This is a genomic window from Kribbella sp. NPDC056345 (genome assembly GCF_042262745.1).
Classification (GTDB): Bacteria; Actinomycetota; Actinomycetes; order Propionibacteriales; family Kribbellaceae; genus Kribbella.
In genome coordinates this window covers 524,808-544,383 of record NZ_JBHJQQ010000004.1, presented here as the reverse complement: position 1 = coordinate 544,383, position 19,576 = coordinate 524,808, and the positions used below count along the sequence as shown (strand labels likewise).

At 68.5% G+C, this 19,576-nt stretch carries 15 protein-coding genes; 4 read left to right on the top strand and 11 right to left on the bottom strand.

All coding sequences use genetic code 11. The features are described 5' to 3' along the window. Positions 1–38: 38 nt before the first annotated feature. Together ACFCV3_RS17515 and ACFCV3_RS17510 are read right to left on the bottom strand one after the other, a co-directional pair. Positions 39–509, bottom strand: a complete 471-nt coding sequence (locus ACFCV3_RS17515) for an rRNA adenine N(6)-methyltransferase family protein (protein WP_376031018.1) — start codon at positions 507–509, stop codon at positions 39–41. Positions 510–641: 132 nt separating this feature from the next. After that, positions 642–1,808 (bottom strand): CapA family protein, encoded by a 1,167-nt coding sequence (locus ACFCV3_RS17510; protein WP_376031017.1) that lies wholly within the window; start codon positions 1,806–1,808, stop codon positions 642–644. Between the two features lie 131 nt (positions 1,809–1,939). Between ACFCV3_RS17510 and map the strand changes: the two genes are divergently transcribed. After that, on the top strand, positions 1,940–2,707 hold the full coding sequence (gene map, locus ACFCV3_RS17505) for a type I methionyl aminopeptidase (RefSeq protein WP_376031016.1): 768 nt from the start codon (positions 1,940–1,942) through the stop codon (positions 2,705–2,707). A gap of 868 nt (positions 2,708–3,575) precedes the next feature. Here the strand turns inward: map and ACFCV3_RS17500 are convergent. Further along, positions 3,576–4,691 carry an Rv2578c family radical SAM protein gene (locus tag ACFCV3_RS17500; RefSeq protein WP_376031015.1) on the bottom strand — a complete coding sequence of 372 codons (1,116 nt, stop codon included), beginning with the start codon at positions 4,689–4,691 and terminating at the stop codon, positions 3,576–3,578. Positions 4,692–4,776: 85 nt separating this feature from the next. Continuing rightward, entirely contained in the window at positions 4,777–5,610 is an 834-nt protein-coding gene (locus ACFCV3_RS17495) for an NmrA family NAD(P)-binding protein (protein WP_376031014.1), read from the bottom strand. Positions 5,611–5,682: 72 nt separating this feature from the next. Here ACFCV3_RS17495 and ACFCV3_RS17490 point away from each other — a divergent pair, with 72 nt between their 5' ends. Then, positions 5,683–6,441, top strand: a complete 759-nt coding sequence (locus tag ACFCV3_RS17490) for a TetR/AcrR family transcriptional regulator (RefSeq protein WP_376031013.1) — start codon at positions 5,683–5,685, stop codon at positions 6,439–6,441. Here ACFCV3_RS17490 and ACFCV3_RS17485 read toward each other — a convergent pair. Then, positions 6,427–7,389 carry an endonuclease/exonuclease/phosphatase family protein gene (locus tag ACFCV3_RS17485; RefSeq protein WP_376031012.1) on the bottom strand — a complete coding sequence of 321 codons (963 nt, stop codon included), beginning with the start codon at positions 7,387–7,389 and terminating at the stop codon, positions 6,427–6,429. The genes ACFCV3_RS17490 and ACFCV3_RS17485 overlap by 15 nt on opposite strands. 90 nt (positions 7,390–7,479) lie before the next feature. Here ACFCV3_RS17485 and ACFCV3_RS17480 point away from each other — a divergent pair, with 90 nt between their 5' ends. Then, on the top strand, positions 7,480–9,249 hold the full coding sequence (locus ACFCV3_RS17480) for an HSP90 family protein (RefSeq protein ID WP_376031011.1): 1,770 nt from the start codon (positions 7,480–7,482) through the stop codon (positions 9,247–9,249). Beyond that, the gene (locus ACFCV3_RS17475; RefSeq protein ID WP_376031010.1) at positions 9,246–11,900 is read left to right on the top strand and encodes a hypothetical protein; all 2,655 of its coding nucleotides are present in this window, start codon (positions 9,246–9,248) and stop codon (positions 11,898–11,900) included. The genes ACFCV3_RS17480 and ACFCV3_RS17475 overlap by 4 nt, the downstream gene beginning before the upstream one ends. Here the strand turns inward: ACFCV3_RS17475 and ACFCV3_RS17470 are convergent, their stop codons facing one another. Genes ACFCV3_RS17470 through ACFCV3_RS17445 form a run of 6 tightly spaced genes read right to left on the bottom strand, consistent with a single transcriptional unit; the run spans position 11,901 to position 19,453 of the window. Then, the gene (locus tag ACFCV3_RS17470) at positions 11,901–13,742 is read right to left on the bottom strand and encodes a tetratricopeptide repeat protein (protein ID WP_376031009.1); all 1,842 of its coding nucleotides are present in this window, start codon (positions 13,740–13,742) and stop codon (positions 11,901–11,903) included. A 24-nt stretch (positions 13,743–13,766) separates the two neighbouring features. Further along, complete coding sequence (gene guaA / locus ACFCV3_RS17465) at positions 13,767–15,317, bottom strand: glutamine-hydrolyzing GMP synthase (protein WP_376031008.1); 1,551 nt, start codon at positions 15,315–15,317, stop codon at positions 13,767–13,769. A 2-nt stretch (positions 15,318–15,319) separates the two neighbouring features. Beyond that, positions 15,320–16,375: a hypothetical protein gene (locus tag ACFCV3_RS17460; RefSeq protein ID WP_376031007.1), complete on the bottom strand. Its 1,056-nt coding sequence runs from the start codon at positions 16,373–16,375 to the stop codon at positions 15,320–15,322. Continuing rightward, positions 16,372–17,034 (bottom strand): dethiobiotin synthase, encoded by a 663-nt coding sequence (gene bioD / locus ACFCV3_RS17455; RefSeq protein ID WP_376031006.1) that lies wholly within the window; start codon positions 17,032–17,034, stop codon positions 16,372–16,374. The genes ACFCV3_RS17460 and bioD overlap by 4 nt, the downstream gene beginning before the upstream one ends. Beyond that, positions 17,031–18,152 carry an 8-amino-7-oxononanoate synthase gene (locus ACFCV3_RS17450; RefSeq protein WP_376031005.1) on the bottom strand — a complete coding sequence of 374 codons (1,122 nt, stop codon included), beginning with the start codon at positions 18,150–18,152 and terminating at the stop codon, positions 17,031–17,033. The genes bioD and ACFCV3_RS17450 overlap by 4 nt, the downstream gene beginning before the upstream one ends. Next, positions 18,152–19,453 (bottom strand): adenosylmethionine--8-amino-7-oxononanoate transaminase, encoded by a 1,302-nt coding sequence (locus tag ACFCV3_RS17445; protein ID WP_376031004.1) that lies wholly within the window; start codon positions 19,451–19,453, stop codon positions 18,152–18,154. Before ACFCV3_RS17445 ends, ACFCV3_RS17450 begins: the two co-directional genes overlap by 1 nt. Positions 19,454–19,576 lie beyond the last annotated feature (123 nt).

Genomic DNA, 19,576 nt, shown 5'->3' with positions numbered 1-19,576 from the left:
CGCACAGTCACCTCTGACCGTGCGGGGGCCTTGTCCTTTCAGCGTTTGCGCAGCAGCAAGACTGCGGAGTCGACATGTGGAGGAGGGGTAAAGGCCTTACGGGGAAGGCGTAGCCCGAGGGACGGCTCGTAGTGGCGGTACCAGCGCTGTGCGCCCGGTGCCTCACCGCGGACATAGCGGTTCACCACCTGCCGCTGCAGCACCAGATCCGCCGACACCAGCCGAGACCCCGGTGCCAGCAAGCGCTTCAGCAACGCGGTCGACAGCGTGTACGGCGGACTCGACACCACCCGGAACGGCCGGGACGGCAACCGCAGGTCACCGGCATCGGCACGGACCACCGTGACCGGATCGTCCGCGAACCGCCGGCGTAACCGATCGGCACGCCCAGGATGCAGTTCGACCGCGATCACCTGGGCACCGGCCCGAACCAGTGGTCCGGTCAAGGCACCGAGTCCGGCTCCTACGTCGAGTATCAGCTCGCCAGGTGCAACCCCGGCAGCGTCCACTACTCGTTGAGCCCACCGGCTATCGAGCGGATGCCATCCCCAGGCACCCCGCGCCTGCCCGGAGCCGGGCACGACGGACCATCACAAAGTACGTAGTCATGCGCCGACCCTAGACCGCCGGACTGCGAGCGCTCAAAGCATTTTTGGAGTTGCTCCCAGCGACAGCACAGTCTCGTCGGTGCGCCGCCGTGCGAGCTCCAGCCGGGCGCGTTTCGCCGCAACCAGGCCCGGCTTCGCAAGCTCCCGCCGTACGTCGAGAACTCGGACCGGCAACGTGTCGGTCATCAGCAGCGGCGCGTAGCCGGCCTGCTCGGTCGTCCACTTGTCGCCGTCCCGCTTGAAGCTGAAGCGGACCAGCAGACCCTCGGCGCGGGTGCTGTTCGGCTGCCGGTGGGCCGCGACCAGGTTGCCGAGCCCGTACGCGACCCATTTGCCGTTGTGCTGTTCCATCGGCTGGACGACGTGCGCATGGTGCCCGACCACCAGGTCAATATTGCTATCGGCAAGTAGTTGAGGTGCGAGCTCGCGCTGCTGGTCGTTGATCTTCGCCGAGTACTCGGTCCCCCAGTGGCAACTCACCACGACGATCTCGGCGCCGCGATCGCGGGCCTCCTTCGCCATCCGGCTGATCGCGGCCGCGTCGAGCTTGCCGGCACGCCAGGTCTGACCGCTCGGGTACGGCAGGCCGTTGAACCCGAAGGTGTACGAGAGCGACGCGACCTTCACACCGCCGACCTCGATGATCGTCGGAGTCTCGGCTTCCTTCCGGTTCCGCGCCGTGCCCGCCGTCCGGAGACCGGCCTTCTCCAAGGTGTTCAGCGTCCTGTCGACACCGGCCGCGCCACCGTCGAAGCTGTGGTTGCTGGCTGTCGTGCAGAGGTCGTAGCCGGTTTGCTTCAGCGCCGTGGCGATCTGTGGCGGGCCGAGGAACAACGGGTAGCCCTTGTAGGGACCACCCATCGGCGCCAGCGGCGTCTCCAGGTGCGCGATCGCGAGATCGGCCTGCTGGACGTGCGGTTTCACGCCGGCCAGCAACGGCGCGAAGTCCCAAGCGCCACCACGGCCGTCACGGCGTGCCGTTGTCCACAACCGTTCGTGCAGGAGAACGTCGCCGGTGGCAACAATCGAGATCCGGTCCGGGCGAGCCGCGGAGTCAGTGGTCTTCGCCGGCGGGCCGACCGATCCCCCGTCCGACGGCGTACTGGGCGAGCTCAGACCGACATCCGCACAGCCTCCGACGACGGTCGCCCCCGCCCCGGCCAGCAGTGCACCCAGCACCGCGCGCCGTCGTACCGCCATCACAGCCCCCAAGATTCGGTGTCCATCACTCATCGGACGGCCTGGCGTGCGCTTGAGTTCGACCGGTAACCCGATCGTGTCCTTGCGGGTACCGTTTGCAGCCAAGAGATCACGGAGCGAGGGCGTAGGCGATGGTTGAGCTGAAGACACCGGCAGAGATCGAGGCGATGCGCGCAGCCGGGCGGGTCGTCGGCAGTGCGCTGGCCGCTGTGAAGAAGGAAGCCGCAGTCGGGGTCTCGCTGCGCGAGCTCGACGAGGTGGCGCGGGAGGTTCTGCGCGCGGCCGGTGCCGTATCCCTGTTCGAGGGCTATCAGCCCGGGTTCGCGACCAGCCCGTTCTCCGGAGTGATCTGTACGTCGGTCAACGACGCCGTCCTGCACGGACTTCCGTCGGACCTCAAGCTCGCCGATGGCGACCTGCTGAACGTCGACTGCGGCGCCTCGGTCGACGGCTGGTGCGGGGACGCGGCAACCAGTTTCTGCGTCGGTACGCCACGACCGCAGGACCTACGGATCATCGAGATCACCGAGCGCGCCTTGGCGGCCGGTATCGCAGCCGCCGTCCCAGGCAGTCGGCTGGGTGACATCGGTGCCGCGATCGGCCGGATCGGCAAGGAGGCCGGCGTCGGCACCAACCTCGACTTCGGCGGCCACGGCATCGGCCGCTGCATGCACGAGGAACCCCACGTCCCGAACGGCGGCCGCCCCGGCCGCGGCTTCAAACTCCAGGTCGGGCACACCTTCGCGATCGAGCCGTGGTTCTGGTCCGGCCCCGGCAGCACCTACCTCATCGACCCCGACGGCTGGACCCTCCGCTCCGCCGACGGCACCCGAGGCGCCCACGCCGAACACACCATCGCCATCACCCCCACCGGCCCCGAGATCCTCACCCACCCCTAACTCCCACCGGAACGGACCAGTCCCACAACCGAGGTCAGCTATCGCGCGCAGACTGCCTGGGCCCACGGACTGGGTTGCGGCCGTCGGATCGGCATCGTTGCGAGTTGGAAAGTCCTATCGGTCGTTTCCGGGCGGTACGACTCCCCAGCCACCCCCTCCCCGTAAGCCGGCCGCAGCAGTGGGGCCCACTCTCTCGCGCCATTTGGTGGGCTGACCCATCGCGTTGCGGGTAGGCCAACCGCATGCCGTGGGCTCACCCACAAGTGGATGGGCGAGCCCACCAAGTGGGACTCTCCTGACTGTTCCGTGGGTGGCTCGCGCATCTGTCGGACCGGTTGGCGCCGTGCGATCGGAGGGTCTCGGCTGGTGTGATCGGCGAGTGTGGGGAGTGGATCGTCGACCGGAAGCACTGTGCTGCCGGGCATCGATTTCTGGCAGCAGTCTTCTTCCACTCAGCGAGCCGACCGCTGTTGGTGCGCGGCGACCGAAGCCACCGTGCCCCCAGCGGAGGTGATGCAGGGGGACGCGGCGGGGGCGGACCGCCAGCACTGTCCACCACCGTGCAGCTCGGGCGGTTCACGCTCAGCGTGACCTGAATGAGTGGCGGTACGGGGAGGATGGACAGTGGCGCGGGTCCGCTCCAGGAATCCTTGGGGCGCATCTCGGGGGTGTGCATCCTGTGCGGTGGGCTTGAACAAGTTATGCCTTGTTCAGGGCCCCCATTTGCTGTTCACACCCTCAGCAACTGCACCCCGTGGGACCCACGGACAGGCCAGAAGAGCCCCAAATGAGGCGGGCGGGAACGGTACCTCGGGGTTGACCTGTACGCCGGCTCCGGAGGTGTCGGGGATGGCGAGGACTCGCGGGGTCAGAACAGCGAGTCTTGTGCTGGCGCTTTCGGCGGAGGGGTGGTGCGAGGGCGAGTGGGTGAGCGGAAGCGGGGGTGGGTGGCGGCGGGTTCGCCCCAGCCGGAGTCGGAGCTCAGGCCGGCGGCTTCGACGACGCCGTACGGGTTGGGGGTGGCTCGGTGTTTGGAGCGGCGGCCGAAGCCGTGTTTGTCGAGGAGCGGGCGGACCTTTTGCTCGAAGGCTGTTCGGTAGCTGGGGGCTGCGTTCGAACCGCGGGCGTAGAGGGACTCGTAGCGGCCGACCAGCTCGGGGTGGTCGTGGGCCAGCCAGCTCATGAACCAGTCCTTCACGCCGGGGCGGAGATGCAGGACGAGAGTGGTGACTCCGGTCGCGCCGGCTGTTGCGAGCTCTCCGAACAGGTCGTCGAGCTGGTCGGCCGAGTCGGTCAGCCAGGGCAGGACCGGTGCGACCATCACCCCACAAGGCAACCCTGCTTCCCGCACTGCACGGATCAGCTCGAGCCGGCCGCGCACCGACGGTACGCCGGGCTCCAGTCGCCGCCGCAGCTCCTCGTCCCCGAGCGCGAGCGACACCCCGATCCCGACCGGCACCTCGGTCGCCGCGGAGACCAGCAGGTCCAGGTCGCGCCGGAGCAGCGTCCCCTTGGTGAGCACCGACAACGGCGTCCCGGAACCGGCCAGCGCACCGATGATCCCCGGCATCAGCCGATACCGGCCCTCGGCCCGCTGGTACGGATCCGTATTGGTGCCCAAGGCAACCTGCTCCCGCCCCCAGGACGGCCGGGCCAGCTCCCGGCGCAGGACGTCGGCGACATTCGTCTTCACCACGATCTGCCGATCGAAGTCCAGCCCCTGATCGAGCTCGAGGTACTTGTGCGTCGGCCGGGCGAAGCAGTACCGGCACGCGTGCGTACACCCGCGGTACGGATTGACCGTCCAGTTGAACGGCAACCCGCCACCAGGCACCGAGTTCAGCGCCGACCGCGCCACCACCTCATGGAACGTCACCCCACGAAACTCCGGCGTCGTCACCGACCGAACCAGCCCCGCAATCAGCCCCAGCCCCGGCAACGCCCCCGGAGCCTCCACGTCCAACTGCTGACCGGCCCACCTCATGCACCACAGTCGAACACATGTTCTACCCAGATTCAAGTTGCCTCAGGAAGGTCCGAAGTATCAGGTCATCATGTTCTCGCAGAGGTCAGCGGAAGACCTCCGCGTTGCGGACTGCCCATTCTGCGTACGTCGTTCCCGGGCGGCCGGTGAGGTTGGCCACTGTGGGCTCCGGGGTCATGGGGTGCTCGGCCATCATTCGGAAGCCGTCGAGTAGCCACTGGGCCGTTTCCAGGCCGGTGTAGGGGGTCAACTGGTCGAGGTACTCCTGGGGTGTCTGCTCCTCGAACTTGATCGGCCGACCGATCGCAGCGGCGATGTGCTCGACCTCTTGCGGCTGAGTGAGCGCCTCGGGGCCGCTCATCACGAGTTTCTGGCCGGTGAAGGACTCGTCCAGTAGCGCAACGCGAGCCACGGCGGCGATGTCAGCGAGGTCGATCGGCGTCTGGACGGCGTTCGCGTACGGCGCTCGCACCACGCCCTCCGATTTGATCGACGGCGCCCAGTCCAGCGTGTTGTTCATGAACTGCCCGGGTCGCAGGAAGGTCCACTCGAACCCGGCCTCCTCGATAGCCCGCTCAACCCGGTAGTAGTGCCAGCTCGCCGGATCCCCCTGCGCCTCGTACTCAGCAGGCTCCCCCGACAGCACCACCACCCGCCGTACGCCGGCCTCCAGAGCGCACCGCACGAAGTCGTCCACGTACGCCGGGAGCGGCGCCAGGTAGACCGTATCGATGCCCGTGAGCGCGGCCGGTAGCGATTCCGGACGCCCCAGGTACCCAACAGCGACCTCCACACCCTCCGGAAGCGCGGCCCGCGCAGGCTTGTTCGTCAGGGCCCGCACCGGCGCTCCGACAGCCACCAACTCGTCCACCAGGAGCCGTCCGACGCTCGCCGTCGCACCGGTCACCAAGATCGTCATGCCGTTCCCCTCAGTCTTGGAGTAATTCTCGTAGGGTATACGAGAATTCAGATCAGCGCCTATGGTTGGCATGTGACGGTCGATCGCACGCTTGCGCTGCTGTGGCGCAACCACCGCCCACTCGCCCCGGCCGCCAAGGGCGCAGGGCGACGCCCGTCGCTGGATGTGAACGAGGTGGTCGCCACCGGGATCCGGCTGGCCGACAGTGACGGTCTGGCCGCGGCCTCCATGGGCGGTGTGGCCAAGGAGCTCGGCGTCGGCACCATGACGCTCTACACCTACGTCCCGTCGAAGGACGATCTCCTGGAGCTCATGATCGACCAGGTGCTCGGCGAGCGTGACCTACCGGGCCCCGGCGAGCCCCGCCCCGACGACTGGCGTGCTCAGGTCTACCTGTACTCAGACCAGACCCAGCTGATGTTCGATCGGCACCCGTGGCTGTCACAGGTCTCCCCGGTCCGACCACCCGCCGGACCAGGGCTGATGGCGGGCAGCGAGTACCTGTTGTCCGTGGTGAGCACCCTGAAGCTCACACCGCGCGAGACGAACACCGCAGCACTGGCGATCTCGACGTACGTCGACTCCGCGGCCAGCCTGGCTGCGGAGGGCCGGCTGATCGAGCGGGCCAGCGGTCAGAGCCATGACTCCTGGTGGATCGAGCGCTCCGACCTGTGGGAGACGTACTTCGACGTCGAGCGGCACCCCGCGATGACCGCGATCTGGAACGCAGGTGGTTTCACCGCAGGCACCGACGAGGCGGCGGCCGAGTCGTACCGCTACGGCCTCGACCGCCTCCTCGACGGCATCGCGCAACGCCTAGATGTCGAGTGAGATCCAGGCCGGGTCATGGTCGGTACCGTCCCGCGCCAGCTTCTTCCGGCGACCGATGAACGCACCCTTCAGCCGTGGCACCAGTGCCGGTGACAACCAGATCTGATCGATCAGGTCGAACGACCGCGGCTGCCCTGCGCCCTTGAACGTCGATGTCCACGCCGGACTGGCCGGGAGCTCGACCGTGGTCTTCACGGCACCGATCTCGGTCGGAGCGGTCAGTGCGTTCACCAGTCCGGACTGGGCGTACGCCGCCAGCGCAGGCGACTCCGGAGTGTCGTTCATGTCGCCGCAGAGCAGGTACCGCTGCCGGCTGCTCATCCGCGCGGCGATGATCCGCACGATGGTGTCGGCCTGCCGGGTGCGCAGCAGCTCGGCCTCCGCCGCAGCCGCTACCGGGTTGGCCACGGTGAAGTCGACGAACTTCGACTTCAGGTGCGTCCCGAACACCGTCAGCGCCTTGCGCCCACGGGAGTCCAGAATCTCCACCTCGACCAGGTCACGCGAGAAGATCGGCCGCTTCGGCACCTCGGGGTGGAACACCCGCTGATAGCTGGTCACCCCACCGATCGGGCGCCGCGACAGGATCCCGATGTCGATGAACCGGGTCGCGTCGTTGCCGTCGATCACCATCACGTGCTGGTACGCGCCGTTCAGGTGCTCGCGGTTGAATTCCCGCAGGACGTCGATGTTCTCGACCTCCTGCACCACCCAGACGTCCACATCGGCCGTCAGCAGCCGCTCGGCAACCCGGTCGGTGTCCTCCGGCTTCTTGGACACCAGCAGCTTCCCCCGGCCGTCCAGCTGCAGCCGGCGACGATGCTCGTCGTCGAACGTGTAGGTGGCCGGCACCGTGCTGGTGCCCTGTGCGAGTACGTCGACCGCACCGGCGAAGTTCCAGCGGTCGAACAGGTTGTTGAGATTGAAGGTCCCCACCGTCAATGCCATAGCGTCCTCCCTGCGTCCTCCCCGGACTCCTCTCAAAGTACGGCGCGAACTGGTGATTGGGTAGGTTGGCGGCGAACAAGGGGGTTTGGGGTGAGTGAGAACTTCCAGGTCGACCTCCAGGGCATCGTCGACCTGCTGAGCAACCATCTGTACAGCAGTCCGCGGGTGTATCTGCGGGAGCTGCTGCAGAACGCCGTCGACGCGATCACCGCACGTCAGGCCGTCGAGGCGGGGGCGCCGCGGCGCATCGACGTACAGACGACCGACGGTGCTCTCAGCATCGCCGACACCGGGATCGGCCTGCTGCCGGACCAGGTGCGCGAGCTGCTGGCCACCATCGGCCGTAGCTCGAAGCGGGACGAGATCGGGTTCGCCCGCTCGGAGTTCCTCGGCCAGTTCGGGATCGGCCTGCTGTCGGCCTTCATGGTCGCCGACGAGATCGAGGTCGTCACCCAGCCGGCCGGTGGCCCGGCCACTCGCTGGCTCGGTACGGCGGACGGCCGCTACGAGCTCGCCGCCACAGCGGACCGTGCCGAGACCGGTACGACGGTGACGCTGAAGGCCCGGCGTGGTGCGGAGCAGTGGTACAAACACGCCACTGTCGTGGAGCTGATCCGCCTGTTCGGTGCACTGCTGCCGATCGAGATCCGCGTCAACGGTGAGCAGGTGACCGACGGCAAGGCGCCCTGGGAGAACACCGGCGCACTGCAGCGGGCCGAGCTGGTGGGCTATGCGCAGGACAAGCTCGGGTTCACCCCGTTCGACGTGATCCACCTGAACAATCCGGGCGCTGGGCTCACCGGCGTGGCCTTCGTGCTGCCGTTCGCCGCGAACCCGGCCGAGCGCGCCACCCACCGCGTGTACCTGAAGCGGATGCTCCTCGCGGAGAACGTCGAGGGCCTCCTGCCGGACTGGGCCTTCTTCGTCCGGGCGGTCATCGACACCTCCGAGCTGCGGCCGACCGCGAGCCGGGAGGCACTGTTCGACGATGGCACGCTGGAGGCCACGCGGGACGCGCTGGGCGACCAGCTGCGCGGCTGGCTGGTCCGGCTCGGCAACACCGACCCCGCCAAGCTGGACCGGTTCCTCAGCATCCACCAGCTAGGTGTGAAGGCGCTGGCCCTGCACGACGACGAGATGCTCCAGCTGGTCCACCGCTGGCTGCGTTTCGAGACCAACCACGGCCGGATGACCACGGCGGAGCTGCAGCAGCGCACCAACCAGATCCGGTACGTCACTACGGTCGAGGAGTTCCGCCAGCTCGCGGCTGTCGCAGCCGCGCAGCAGATCACGGTGGTGAACGGCGGCTACACCTACGACAGTGAGCTGCTGGCCCGGCTGCCTGAGGTGGTGCCCGAGCTGACCACCAGCCGGTTCGACCCGACCGAGCTGAGCACGAGCTTCGACAGTCTGGACCCGGACACCGAGCTGCGGCTGCGGCCGTTCGTCCAGCTCGCGCAGGACGCACTGGACGCGGTGGGCTGCGAGATCGTCGTACGGGCGTTCGAGCCGGCCGGACTGCCGGCGCTCTACCTGGTTGACCGGTCCGCCCAGTTCGCGAGCGAGCTGCGCGCTACCAAGGACCGGGCTGACGCGCTCTGGTCCGAGGTGCTCGGTGCACTCGACACCCAGGACGACAGCCGGCCGCAGCTGGTGCTGAATTACCGCAGCCCGCTAGTACGGCGGATGGCGTCACTCAACGATCGTGAGCTGACCCAGCTGGCGGTGGAAGGGTTGTACGGGCACGCGTTGATGCTCGGCTACCACCCGATCACCCCGGCCGACTCTGCTCTTGTGAACCGCTCTTTCCTCGGCCTGCTCGACCAGGCCGTCCCCACGCCGGAGGACCAGACGCCATGAACGCGGAACTCATCGACCTGCTCCAACGTGCCGAGAGCGCGCCGTACGGGAAGGTCCGGTCGGCCCTGCTCGAGGACGTCGTACGGCGGGCGGATGCGGCCAGCGAGGCAGACCTGGCGTTCTACAGTCGCCTTGCTCTGGTCACCGCGTACGTGATGGGTGGCGAGCCGCGGAAGTCGCTGGTTCCGTTCGCCCGCTGTGTGGCGGACTGGGATGCGGAGCCGGACAAGTATCGCGAGTACTCGCACCTGTTCCACTGGTGCTACAAATACGCGCCCAGCACCCTCGCCAAGTTCCCCGAGGTGCCGCTGGATCGCGCGTACGCCGTACTGGACGACATGGAGCAGCGCTGGCGGCTCAGCGGGCACAGCATGCACGCCGTCCACCAGCACCGTTGGCTGGTCGCCCACCACATCGGCGACCAAGAGACTGCGGCCGAGCAGTTCCGGCTCTGGTCCACCGCGCCGCGGGACGACCTGTCCGACTGCGTCGGCTGCGACCCGACCTCGAAGGTGCACCACCTCACCTCGGTCGGCCGGACGGCGGATGCTGTCGCACTGGCCGTGAACGTGCTGGACGGTCAGCTCACCTGCGCCGAGCAGCCGCAGCAGATGCTCACCGCGCTTCTCCCGGCTTATGTTGCCGAGGGCATGTACGACGAAGCCGTCGACGCGCACCGCAAGGCCTACCGCCTGCTGCGGAACCGGGTCGGCGAGCTGAGCGAGCACGCGGACCACGTCGAGTTCCTGGCCCGCACCGGTAACGAACTCAAGGCGATCGAGCTGATCGAGCGGCACGCCGCCGAGCTGGCCGACCCGCCCTCGCCGTACGCCGAGATGGCGTTCTCGGCAGCGGCATCGCTCGCGCTGAGCCGCGTGGACAGTGACATGCGGATCCGCCAACCCCAGGCGGACGCAGAGCCGGCCGGTGCGCTCGCCGAACGCTACGCAGCGCGCGCACTGGAGCTGGCGGCGCAATTCGACGCCCGCAACGGCACGACACATCGCAGTGAGCACATCCAGCGCCTACTGACGGCTGAGCCCTGGGTCGAGTACCTGCCGCTGTCGGAGACCGCCCGGCGTGCTCAGCTGCGTAAGCAGGCCCAGGCCGAGCAGACGGTCCCCACCACCCAGCAGCCAGAGCGTCCTGCGGTGTCCGGCCGTGGCTGGCTCGACCGGGCCGAAGAGGACTGGCAGAACTTCGCTGCCGAGGACGCAGTTGCCGCATGGCAGGCCTTCGAGCGTGAGGTGCCGGAGAGCGAGTGGACTCCGTTCGACCGCGCCCGGGTGCTGGACGGTCGCGGTCTGGCCTCAAGCGAGGACCCGCAGGTCGCACTGGACGCATGGCGAGAGGCACTGGCGCTGTACGACGAGCTCGGCGAGGAGGTCCGCGTTCTCCGGACCCGCGGGCGGATCGGCCGGATGCTGTGCGAGCAGGGCCAGGTCGAGGAGGGCCTGGCCGCGGGCGAGGAGCCGATCCGCTGGCTGATCGCGAACGACGAGCTCGAACGACGCCCGTCGCAGCGGGACTCGCTGGCCATCATGTACGCCCAGGCCGGACGGTTCAGCAACGCCATCCAGGTCCTGACCGAGCCGGGGCCGGCGCACACGCGGCCCGAGAACGCCGGGAGTACTGCGATCCTGCTGGCCAACCTGCTGCTGCAGGAGGGACGTTTCGACGAGGTCGAGGCAGCGATCGCCGTGGCCTTCGATTCGCAGCACGACGCCCAACGGTCGTTCGCGCACCACCTGCGCGGTCGCGTCCGGCTGGAGCTGGAGCGCCCAGCCGAAGCGGCCGAGGACCTGGTCGAGGCGGTCGCCCTCGCCACCGGCATGCCCGGTCTGGAGACGCACGTCGCCTACTCGCAGCTGATGCTCGCCCGCGCTTACCTGCTGACCGGCCGCCCGCTGGAGGCCGCAGAGTCCGCCGAGGAGTCGCTGTCCGTGCTGACAGACGACGCCCTGGCCGACGCCCGCGGCGTACTGATCGACTCCTACCGGATGCTCGGCGAGAACGAGTCGGCCCTGACCAAGGTCCGTGAGCTGCTCGCCGACGTCTCCTCCGAGGCCCACCCGGCCTGGCTGGCCACCCTGCGTCAGGACGAGGGCATCCTGCTCGAACAGCTCGACCGCGACGACGAGGCGGTCGACGTCTTCCTCACCGCCGCCCAGCACTTCGGCACCGCGGAGTCCCCGCTGCAGCAGGCCCAGGCCATCCGCCTGGCCGCCCAGTCCGCCCGCTACACCGGCGACCACGCCCGGGCGCTCGAGCTGGTCACCTCAGCCCAGCCGATCCTGGACGCGCTGCCGTCCGCCGACCAGGACGTCATCTTCCAGTCCGCCGGTGTCCACTGGGACCTGGCTCTCATCCACCTCCAGCAGGGTGACCAGACCACCGCCGTCACCCACGCCGACGAGGCCGCCGACCTCTACGAACGCGGCGGCTACGAAGATCAGTACCTGAACGCCCAGCTCCTGCTGGCCGAACACGGCACCGAGGACGAGAAGGCTCTGCAAGACCTCTTCAACGAGCTCCCCGCCAACACCGACCTCTGGTACCGCACCGGCTACCTCCTGGTCGACCGGCTCCGCGGCGTCGGCCAGGCAGATGCCGCCGCCGCGCTGGAGACCCGCCTCAACAGCGAGTCCTGATCACCCGCGCCGGAACCAGCCCCGCCGCTTTTTCGCGGCCGGGGCCTGGGCCGGTTCGGGAACTGGGTTGAGGACGTCCCGGGCGAGACCTGCGACCGAGGGGTTCATGGCCGGTGTCGCGAGAACCAGCTGGGCCAGCGACTCGAGGATCGTCACCGGCCGCTCACGTGACGCCTCAGCCGCAGCCATGAAGCGCCAGCCCACCAGCTCAGCCACGTCCTCGCGCGTCGCCGGCTCCGCCCAGGCGGTCGCACTCAGCGCCAGCATCGCCGCCTCCGTGATCCAGTCCTCCGGACCGTAGGCGAGGTCAGCGAGCACCTGTCTGCGAGTGGAGGCCGGCCAGGGCTCGTCGGTCCGGTGGTGGGCGATCCCCAGACAAGCCCAGGTCTGCAGCTGCCGGATCCACATCGGCCAGATGGCCAGGTCATCCGACGGTGGCAGCACCGGATGCACCAGTACGCCGAGCAGGTCGTCGAGCGAGGTGTCGGCCAGCAGCACGGCCCGGTCGTACGCCGCCGGCAAGTGCAGCCACTCCCACTCGGCCACACGCGCCACCGCCTGCGCACCCGCCTCGGACGGCGGCGGCACTGCAGGGCGAGCGGTAGTGCCGTCGTACGACCAGACCGACACCTCGATCTGCCGCACCGCCCGGCCGTCGAGCGACGCGGGCTGTCGTGGGTCCGGCGCCAGGATCTCGTTGAACGTCACGTCGGATCCGGGGGCGATCCGCTCGACGGAGAGCAATGCGCTCGGTGGTTCGATCGAGGAGACCGCCAGCGACAGCTGTGGCGGCTCGTCACCTGGGCTGTGCTTCTCCAAGAACTGCCCCATCACGTTGACCACGGCCTCGGTCGGCACCGCGATCCCACCGAGCCACGTCTGCCGGGACCGGTCGGTCAGTTCGGCGTCCGCATGCTCGGCCTCGTGACTGCCCGGCTCCGCCAATCGGCGCAGGTCCGCGATCGCCACCAGCTCGTCCACGTCACCGTCGCGGCGGTAGCGCAGCCCGTGCCGCTCGACCAGCGAGCAGTCGTGACCGGGCTCGATGGCGAGCGCTCGGTCGGCCCACTCGATCGCCTCGTCCAGCCGGCCCGCCGAACCGAGCAGACCGGCGATGTCGGCGTACAGCGACACGTTCTTCGGGTCGAACGTCAGTCCGTGCTGCAAAGCAACCAGAGCCTCGTCGGTGCGGCCCTGCTCACGCAGGGCGTAGCCCAGCGCGATATCGGCCCGGTCACTCGGTTCCAGCTGAGCAGAACGCTCCGCCGCGGCCGCTGCCTCGACGTACTCGCCGCTGCGCCGCAGGTAGATCGACGCTGCCCACCACAGCCACGAGGACTCCGGATGCGCCGCAGTCATGTTCCGCGCCAGCGCCAGGTACGGCGCGAAAGCCGCCCGTACGTCGTCCTGCCGCAGCTCGGGCATCACGCGGAACAGTCGCGCGAACACGCTGACCAGATCGCCCGGTGCAATCTTCGCGGGCGTGGCTGCGTCCAGCACCCAAGGTGCATCCGCCCAAGGCATCGCAGGCTCGTGCCCCTGCGCGGACACCAGCAGCTCCAGCCCTTCGGCGTACTGGCCTTGGTAGGCCAGCGCATGCGCCCGGGCGACCGCCGTACCGATGTAGAGCTCGCCGTCGAGCGGCCACAGATCCGGGCCGCCGTCCGGGCGACTCACCAGCACGCCCAGCACCTCATGTGCCTCCGGCAACGTCGGGAACGCACCTAGCGCGCTCGCGACGTGGTCGGCGGCGTGACTCAGCTCGTTGTCGTCCAGCGCCAGTCTGGCCAGGCTGACTTCACCTTCCGCGGTCAGCCGCGGATCCCCTACCCCTTCGTTCACCCGGCAAGTATGGCGACGGCAGGGTCACTCCCACTCGATGGTGCCCGGGGGCTTGCTGGTGATGTCGACGGTGACTCGGTTGATCTCGTCGACCTCGTTGGTGATGCGGGTGGAGATGCGCTCCAGCACGTCGTACGGGAGGCGGGCCCAGTCGGCAGTCATGGCGTCCTCGCTGGTGACCGGGCGCAGAACGACCGGGTGGCCGTAGGTGCGGCCGTCGCCTTGGACACCGACGGAGCGGACGTCGGCGAGCAGGACTACCGGGAACTGCCAGATCTCCCGGTCCAGGCCGGCTGCGGTCAGCTCGGTGCGGGCGATCAGGTCGGCGGCGCGGAGGATGTCGAGGCGCTCGCGGGTGACCTCGCCGATGATGCGGATGCTCAGGCCCGGTCCGGGGAACGGGTGCCGGTAGACCAGGGTTTCGGGCAGTCCGAGGGCGATGCCGAGCTCGCGGACCTCGTCCTTGAACAGGGTGCGCAGCGGCTCGATCAGGCTGAACTGCAGGTCGTCGGGCAGTCCGCCGACGTTGTGGTGCGACTTGATGTTCGAGGTGCCGGCGCCGCCACCGGACTCGACGACGTCCGGGTAGAGCGTGCCCTGGACCAGGAACTCGATGTGGCGCTCCGCGTCCAGCTTGCGGGCGGTCGCCTCGAAGGTGCGGATGAATTCGCGACCGACGATCTTGCGCTTCTGCTCCGGGTCGGTGACACCGGCCAGTGCGCCGAGGAACTGGTCCTCCGCGTCCACTACCTCCAGCCGGGTCCCGGTGACCGCGACGAAGTCCTTCTCGATCTGGTCGGACTCACCGGCGCGCTGTAGGCCGTGGTCGACGTACACACAGGTGAGCTGGTCACCGATAGCCCTGCTGACCAGTGCGGCGGCCACTGCGGAGTCCACACCGCCGGACAGTGCGCACAGCACCTGCTTGTCACCCACCTGCTGACGGATGATCTCGACCTGCTCGTCGACGACGTTCGTGGTGGTCCAGTCGCCGACGCAGCCGGCGATGTCGTAGAGGAAGTGCTCCAGCACGGCCTGTCCGGCCTGCGAGTGCAGCACCTCGGGGTGCCACTGGACACCGGCCAGCTGCCGCTCCACGTCCTCGAACGCTGCCACCGGCGCACCCTCGGACGCAGCCAGTACGGCGAAGCCGGCCGGCGGCGCGTGCACCGCGTCACCGTGCGACATCCACACGTTCAGGTCCGCCGGGATGCCGGCCAGCAGCGTCCCGGACTCGCTCACGGTCACCGGCGTCCGGCCGAACTCACGCAGCCCGGTACGGCGGACCTCGCCACCGAGCGTCTGAGCCATGGCCTGGAAGCCGTAGCAGATTCCGAACGCCGCGACGCCGGAGTCGAACAGTGCGGAGTCGACCCGTGGCGCTCCCTCGGCGTAGACCGACTGGGGTCCGCCGGACAGGATGATCGCCTTCGGCTGCCGCGCCAGCATCTCCTCGACCGGCATCGAGTGCGGCACGATCTCGGAGTACACCTTCGCCTCACGCACCCGCCGTGCGATCAACTGCGCGTACTGCGCTCCGAAGTCAACAACCAGGACCAACTCATGCTCCGCCACCGTCAAAGCGTATCGGTGCAGGTCAGCAAGGCTGTAACCAGCAGCCGCTTCGGGGCCCGGAACGAGAGCAGATCGATCATCGGCGGCTCCTCGACGAGCTGTACGGCGCTCAGCAGGTCCGATGCGCATTCCAGGGCCACCCGGGTCTCCAGCCGGGCCAGACCGGCCCCCAGGCACCGGTGGATGCCCACTCCGAAGGCCAGGTCGGCCGGACCGCCGTGCCCACTGAGCCCCAGCAGGACCGGCGCCCCAGCTGGCAGGTCCACGTCGCCGACAGCAACCGCTGAGACGGTCACCCGGCGCCAGGTCGGCACCGACGACGCCTCCGCCAGCACCTCCTCCACCGACGTTGCTCTGCGGTGGAACGCTGTGGAGATCAGCTGGGTCGTCGTCTCCTGGCCGGCAATCAACAGGAAGTAGCCGACCGCACACACCTCTTCGTCTGTGAGGCCCAGGCCGACCAAGACACTGAACAGGTCCGCACCACCGCTCCGACCACGAGCTGCCGTCGTCCGAGACCGCAGCCAGCCGTAGAACTCGGCCGCACTGTGGGCCAGCTCCAGCTGCCGGTCCTCATCCGGGCAACCCCAGAACAGCTCAAGCGAGTCGAGGCTCCAAGCCTTTAGCTCAGCCAGCGGCACGTCGCTGAGTCCGAGCAGGTGCAGTACGACGAGTGCTGGTGGCTCGGCGGCGATTGCCTCCACCAGGTCGACCACCTCGCCCGCCGCGAGGCGTTCGGAGGCGGCCGCCACCCGGTCGGTCAGCAGGGAGCGAGTCAGCGGTTCGACGGCGGACACTCGGGCTGGGCTGAAGAAGCGCGCAACAGCAGCGCGGATCGCCCGATGTGAAGCGCCGGCGTTGTTAGCCAGGGTTGGCGGTAAGGCGAACCCCACGCCCGACAGCACCCGCAGCGCCTTCACCGACAGCGGCGTGTGAGCCAGTACGGCGTTATCCGGCCGGAACGTCGCCGGGTCCAGCATCACGGCGCGGACCTGCGCCGGGTCGTCGACCACCCAGTACCCCAGATCGGCGTCGTACCGGGCTGGGCAGCCAGTCACGCGAACCAGCCGGGCACAGCCTTCGTGAACGTCTCCTGGTCGTAGTCACCGGCACCAGCAGGAATGCTGGCGAGCACCTTGAGTCCAGTGGTGGCCGGGAGGTCCTCGAGGTTGCACTGCTCGGCCAGGCCGGGCTTCTCCGGCCAGGAGCCGATGATCAGTCCTTCGACCGGCAGGCCACGGGCACGCAGCGCCTCGACGGTCAGACCGGTGTGGTTCAGCGTGCCAAGCCCGGACCGGGTGACGACCACGAAGGTGTACGGCTTGGTCAGAGCCTTCGCCAGGTCGATCAGCGTCCCGCCCTCGGCGTCCAGTCCGACGAGCAGACCGCCGGCGCCCTCAACAATGACGTTCTCGTGGGTGGCGGCGAGTCCATCGACCGACTTCGCATGAACCTCAGCCGTCGGCAACGGGACACCCTCCCGGCGCGCAGCGGTAGTCGGCGCGAGCGGGTCCCGGAGGCGGACGCCCTCGTACAGGGTGGTGATCCCGGTCAACCGGTTGACGTCGTCCAGGTCGGCGGGGTCGTCAGGGCCGACACCCGTCTGGGCCGGCTTCACGACTGCGACCTTGCCGTGCACGGCAGCCCGTACGGCGAGTGCGGCGGTGGCGACGGTCTTGCCGACGCCGGTGTCGGTACCGGTGACGATGGTGATCATGAAACCTCGCTGATGGCTTGACTGATAACGGCGCAGGCCCTGGCCAGCTCGTCGTCGGACAGACCGGCGTGGGCGGTCAGCCGCAGCCGGCTGATGCCGTCCGGAACCGACGGCGGCCGGAAACTGCCGACCAGTACGCCATTGTCCCGGCAAAGCTCCGCTGCCCGGACAGTCTCTCGCGGACCGGGCATCGCGACCGACACCACCGCCCCAGCAGCGACCGGAACCTCACAAGCCGCGGCCAGCCGGCGAGCGGCCGAGTGAATCGCAGCAGGCCGTTCGGGCTCGGCCTCAAGCACCTGCAGAGCGGCCAGCGCAGCAGCACAGGCAGCCGGGGCGAGAGCCGTGTCATAGATGAACGGCCGGGACCGGTTGATCAGATGCGCACGCAACACAGCCGGGCCGAGTACGACGCCGCCCTGCGAAGCCAGCGCCTTGGACAACGTCATGGTGACGATCACATGATCCAGCCCGGCCAGCCCGGCCGCCTGCACCGAACCACGTCCGTCACCGGTCACTCCGAGACCGTGTGCCTCATCCACCAGCAGTACGGCGTTGTGCGCCGCCGCAACCTCAGCCAGCGACTCCAGTGGCGCCTCATCGCTGAGCACGCTGAACACGGACTCGGTCGCCACCACCGCATGCGGTTCGTTGCGCTCAGCAAGCACCTTGGTGACGGCATCGACGTCGTTGTGCGGAACGATCTCCACCCGCGACCGAGCCAACCGGCCCGCATCGATCAGTGACGCATGCACGTGCTCATCGGACACCAGCAGCGTCCCCGGACCACCTAGCGCGGTCACAACACCCAGATTGGCCAGATAGCCCGACGAGAACACCAGTCCGGCCGCCTGACCGACGTACGCCGCCAGAGCCGACTCCAGCTCCTCATGCAGCGTCGTCGTACCAGTCACCAGCCTTGAGGCGGTAGCACCGGTCCCCCAGCGACAGACTGCTTCGGCGGCAGCCTCGATCACTCGAGAGTCCCGCGCCAGGCCCAGATAGTCGTTGCCGGCCAGGTCGATCAGGTCGTCATCAGCAGCACGTGCCCGGAGCCGTCGGGTCAGCCCACGAACCTCAAGCGCCGCAGCTTTCGGCGCGAGCCATTCCTCCAGCATCAGCCGACCTCTCGAACCGCATCGGCGATCGCTGACCCGATAGTGGCGATCTCCTCGTCAGTACACACGTACGGCGGCATCGTGTACACGAGATCGCGGAACGGGCGCACCCACACACCACGCCGCAGTACGGCGTCCGTCATCCGCACCATGTCGACCGGACCGGCCAGCTGGACCACGCCAACCGCACCGAGCACCCGAACGTCCTTCACACTCGGCAGATCGGCAGCCGGGGCCAGCCCGGCCGTCAGACCAGCAGAAATCCCAGCTACTCGCGCGGCCCAGTCCTGAGCCAGCAGCAGCTCGATCGACGCGAGCGCGACCGAGCAGGCCAGCGGATTGGCCATGAACGTCGGCCCGTGCATCAGAGCACCGCCAGGACCGTTGGACACGGTCTGCGCGACCTCCGCCGTACACAGCATCGCTGCCAGCGACAGATAGCCGCCGGTCAGGGCTTTGCCGAGACAAAGGATGTCCGGGTCGACCCCTGCGTGCTCAGACGCGAACAACACACCTGTCCGGCCGAAGCCGGTGGCGATCTCGTCGAGAATCAACAGGAAGCCATGCTGATCAGCCAATGAGCGCAGGACCCGCAGACATGCCGGACTGTAGGGATACATGCCGCCCGCGCCCTGCAGGATCGGCTCCACCACGATCGCGGCGACCTCATCAGCTCGCTCGGAGGCAACAGCAGCCATGGCAGCCGCCCAGGCCTGTAGCTCCGGATCGTCAGCAGGGCGGTCGAATCCGGCCGGTGGCTGCGGTCCGAACACCTGCTCCTGCAGGGCTCCGGTGAACAGCGAGTGCATCCCGTTCACCGGGTCACAGACACTCATCGGCGCAAAGGTGTCGCCGTGGTACCCGCCACGCACAGTCAGCATCCGCGACCGTCCGACGTACCCACGGGCCACCTGGTACTGCAGCGCCAGCTTGATCGCGACCTCGACCGACACCGAGCCGGAGTCGCAGAAGAACACGTGCTCCAACGGCGCCGGCGTGATCTCGACCAGCCGTTCCGCCAGCTGGATCGCAGGCTCATGCGTCAGTCCACCGAACATCACATGGCTGAAGTCGTCCACCTGGCTCTTCAGCGCGGCATCCAGGATCGGGTTCCGGTAGCCGTGGATCACGCTCCACCACGAAGACATCGCATCGATCGCCTCGACACCGTCAGCCAGCTGCAGGCGCACACCGGACGCACCCCGGACCAGTCGCACCGGTGACGGCTCACTCAGCGAGGAGTACGGATGCCAGAGCAGCTGAGCGTCGCGCTCCAGCCACTCGCCAACCGACCGTGCCACCGTGCCTCCCGGATCCGTGATCTCCGAAGCATCGCAGATCAGGCCCATCTGATAGTTCTGACGTTGCGCTAATCACTTCCGCCTACCGGGGCACAGCCTTACATTGAGCCCAGCAACCGCTAC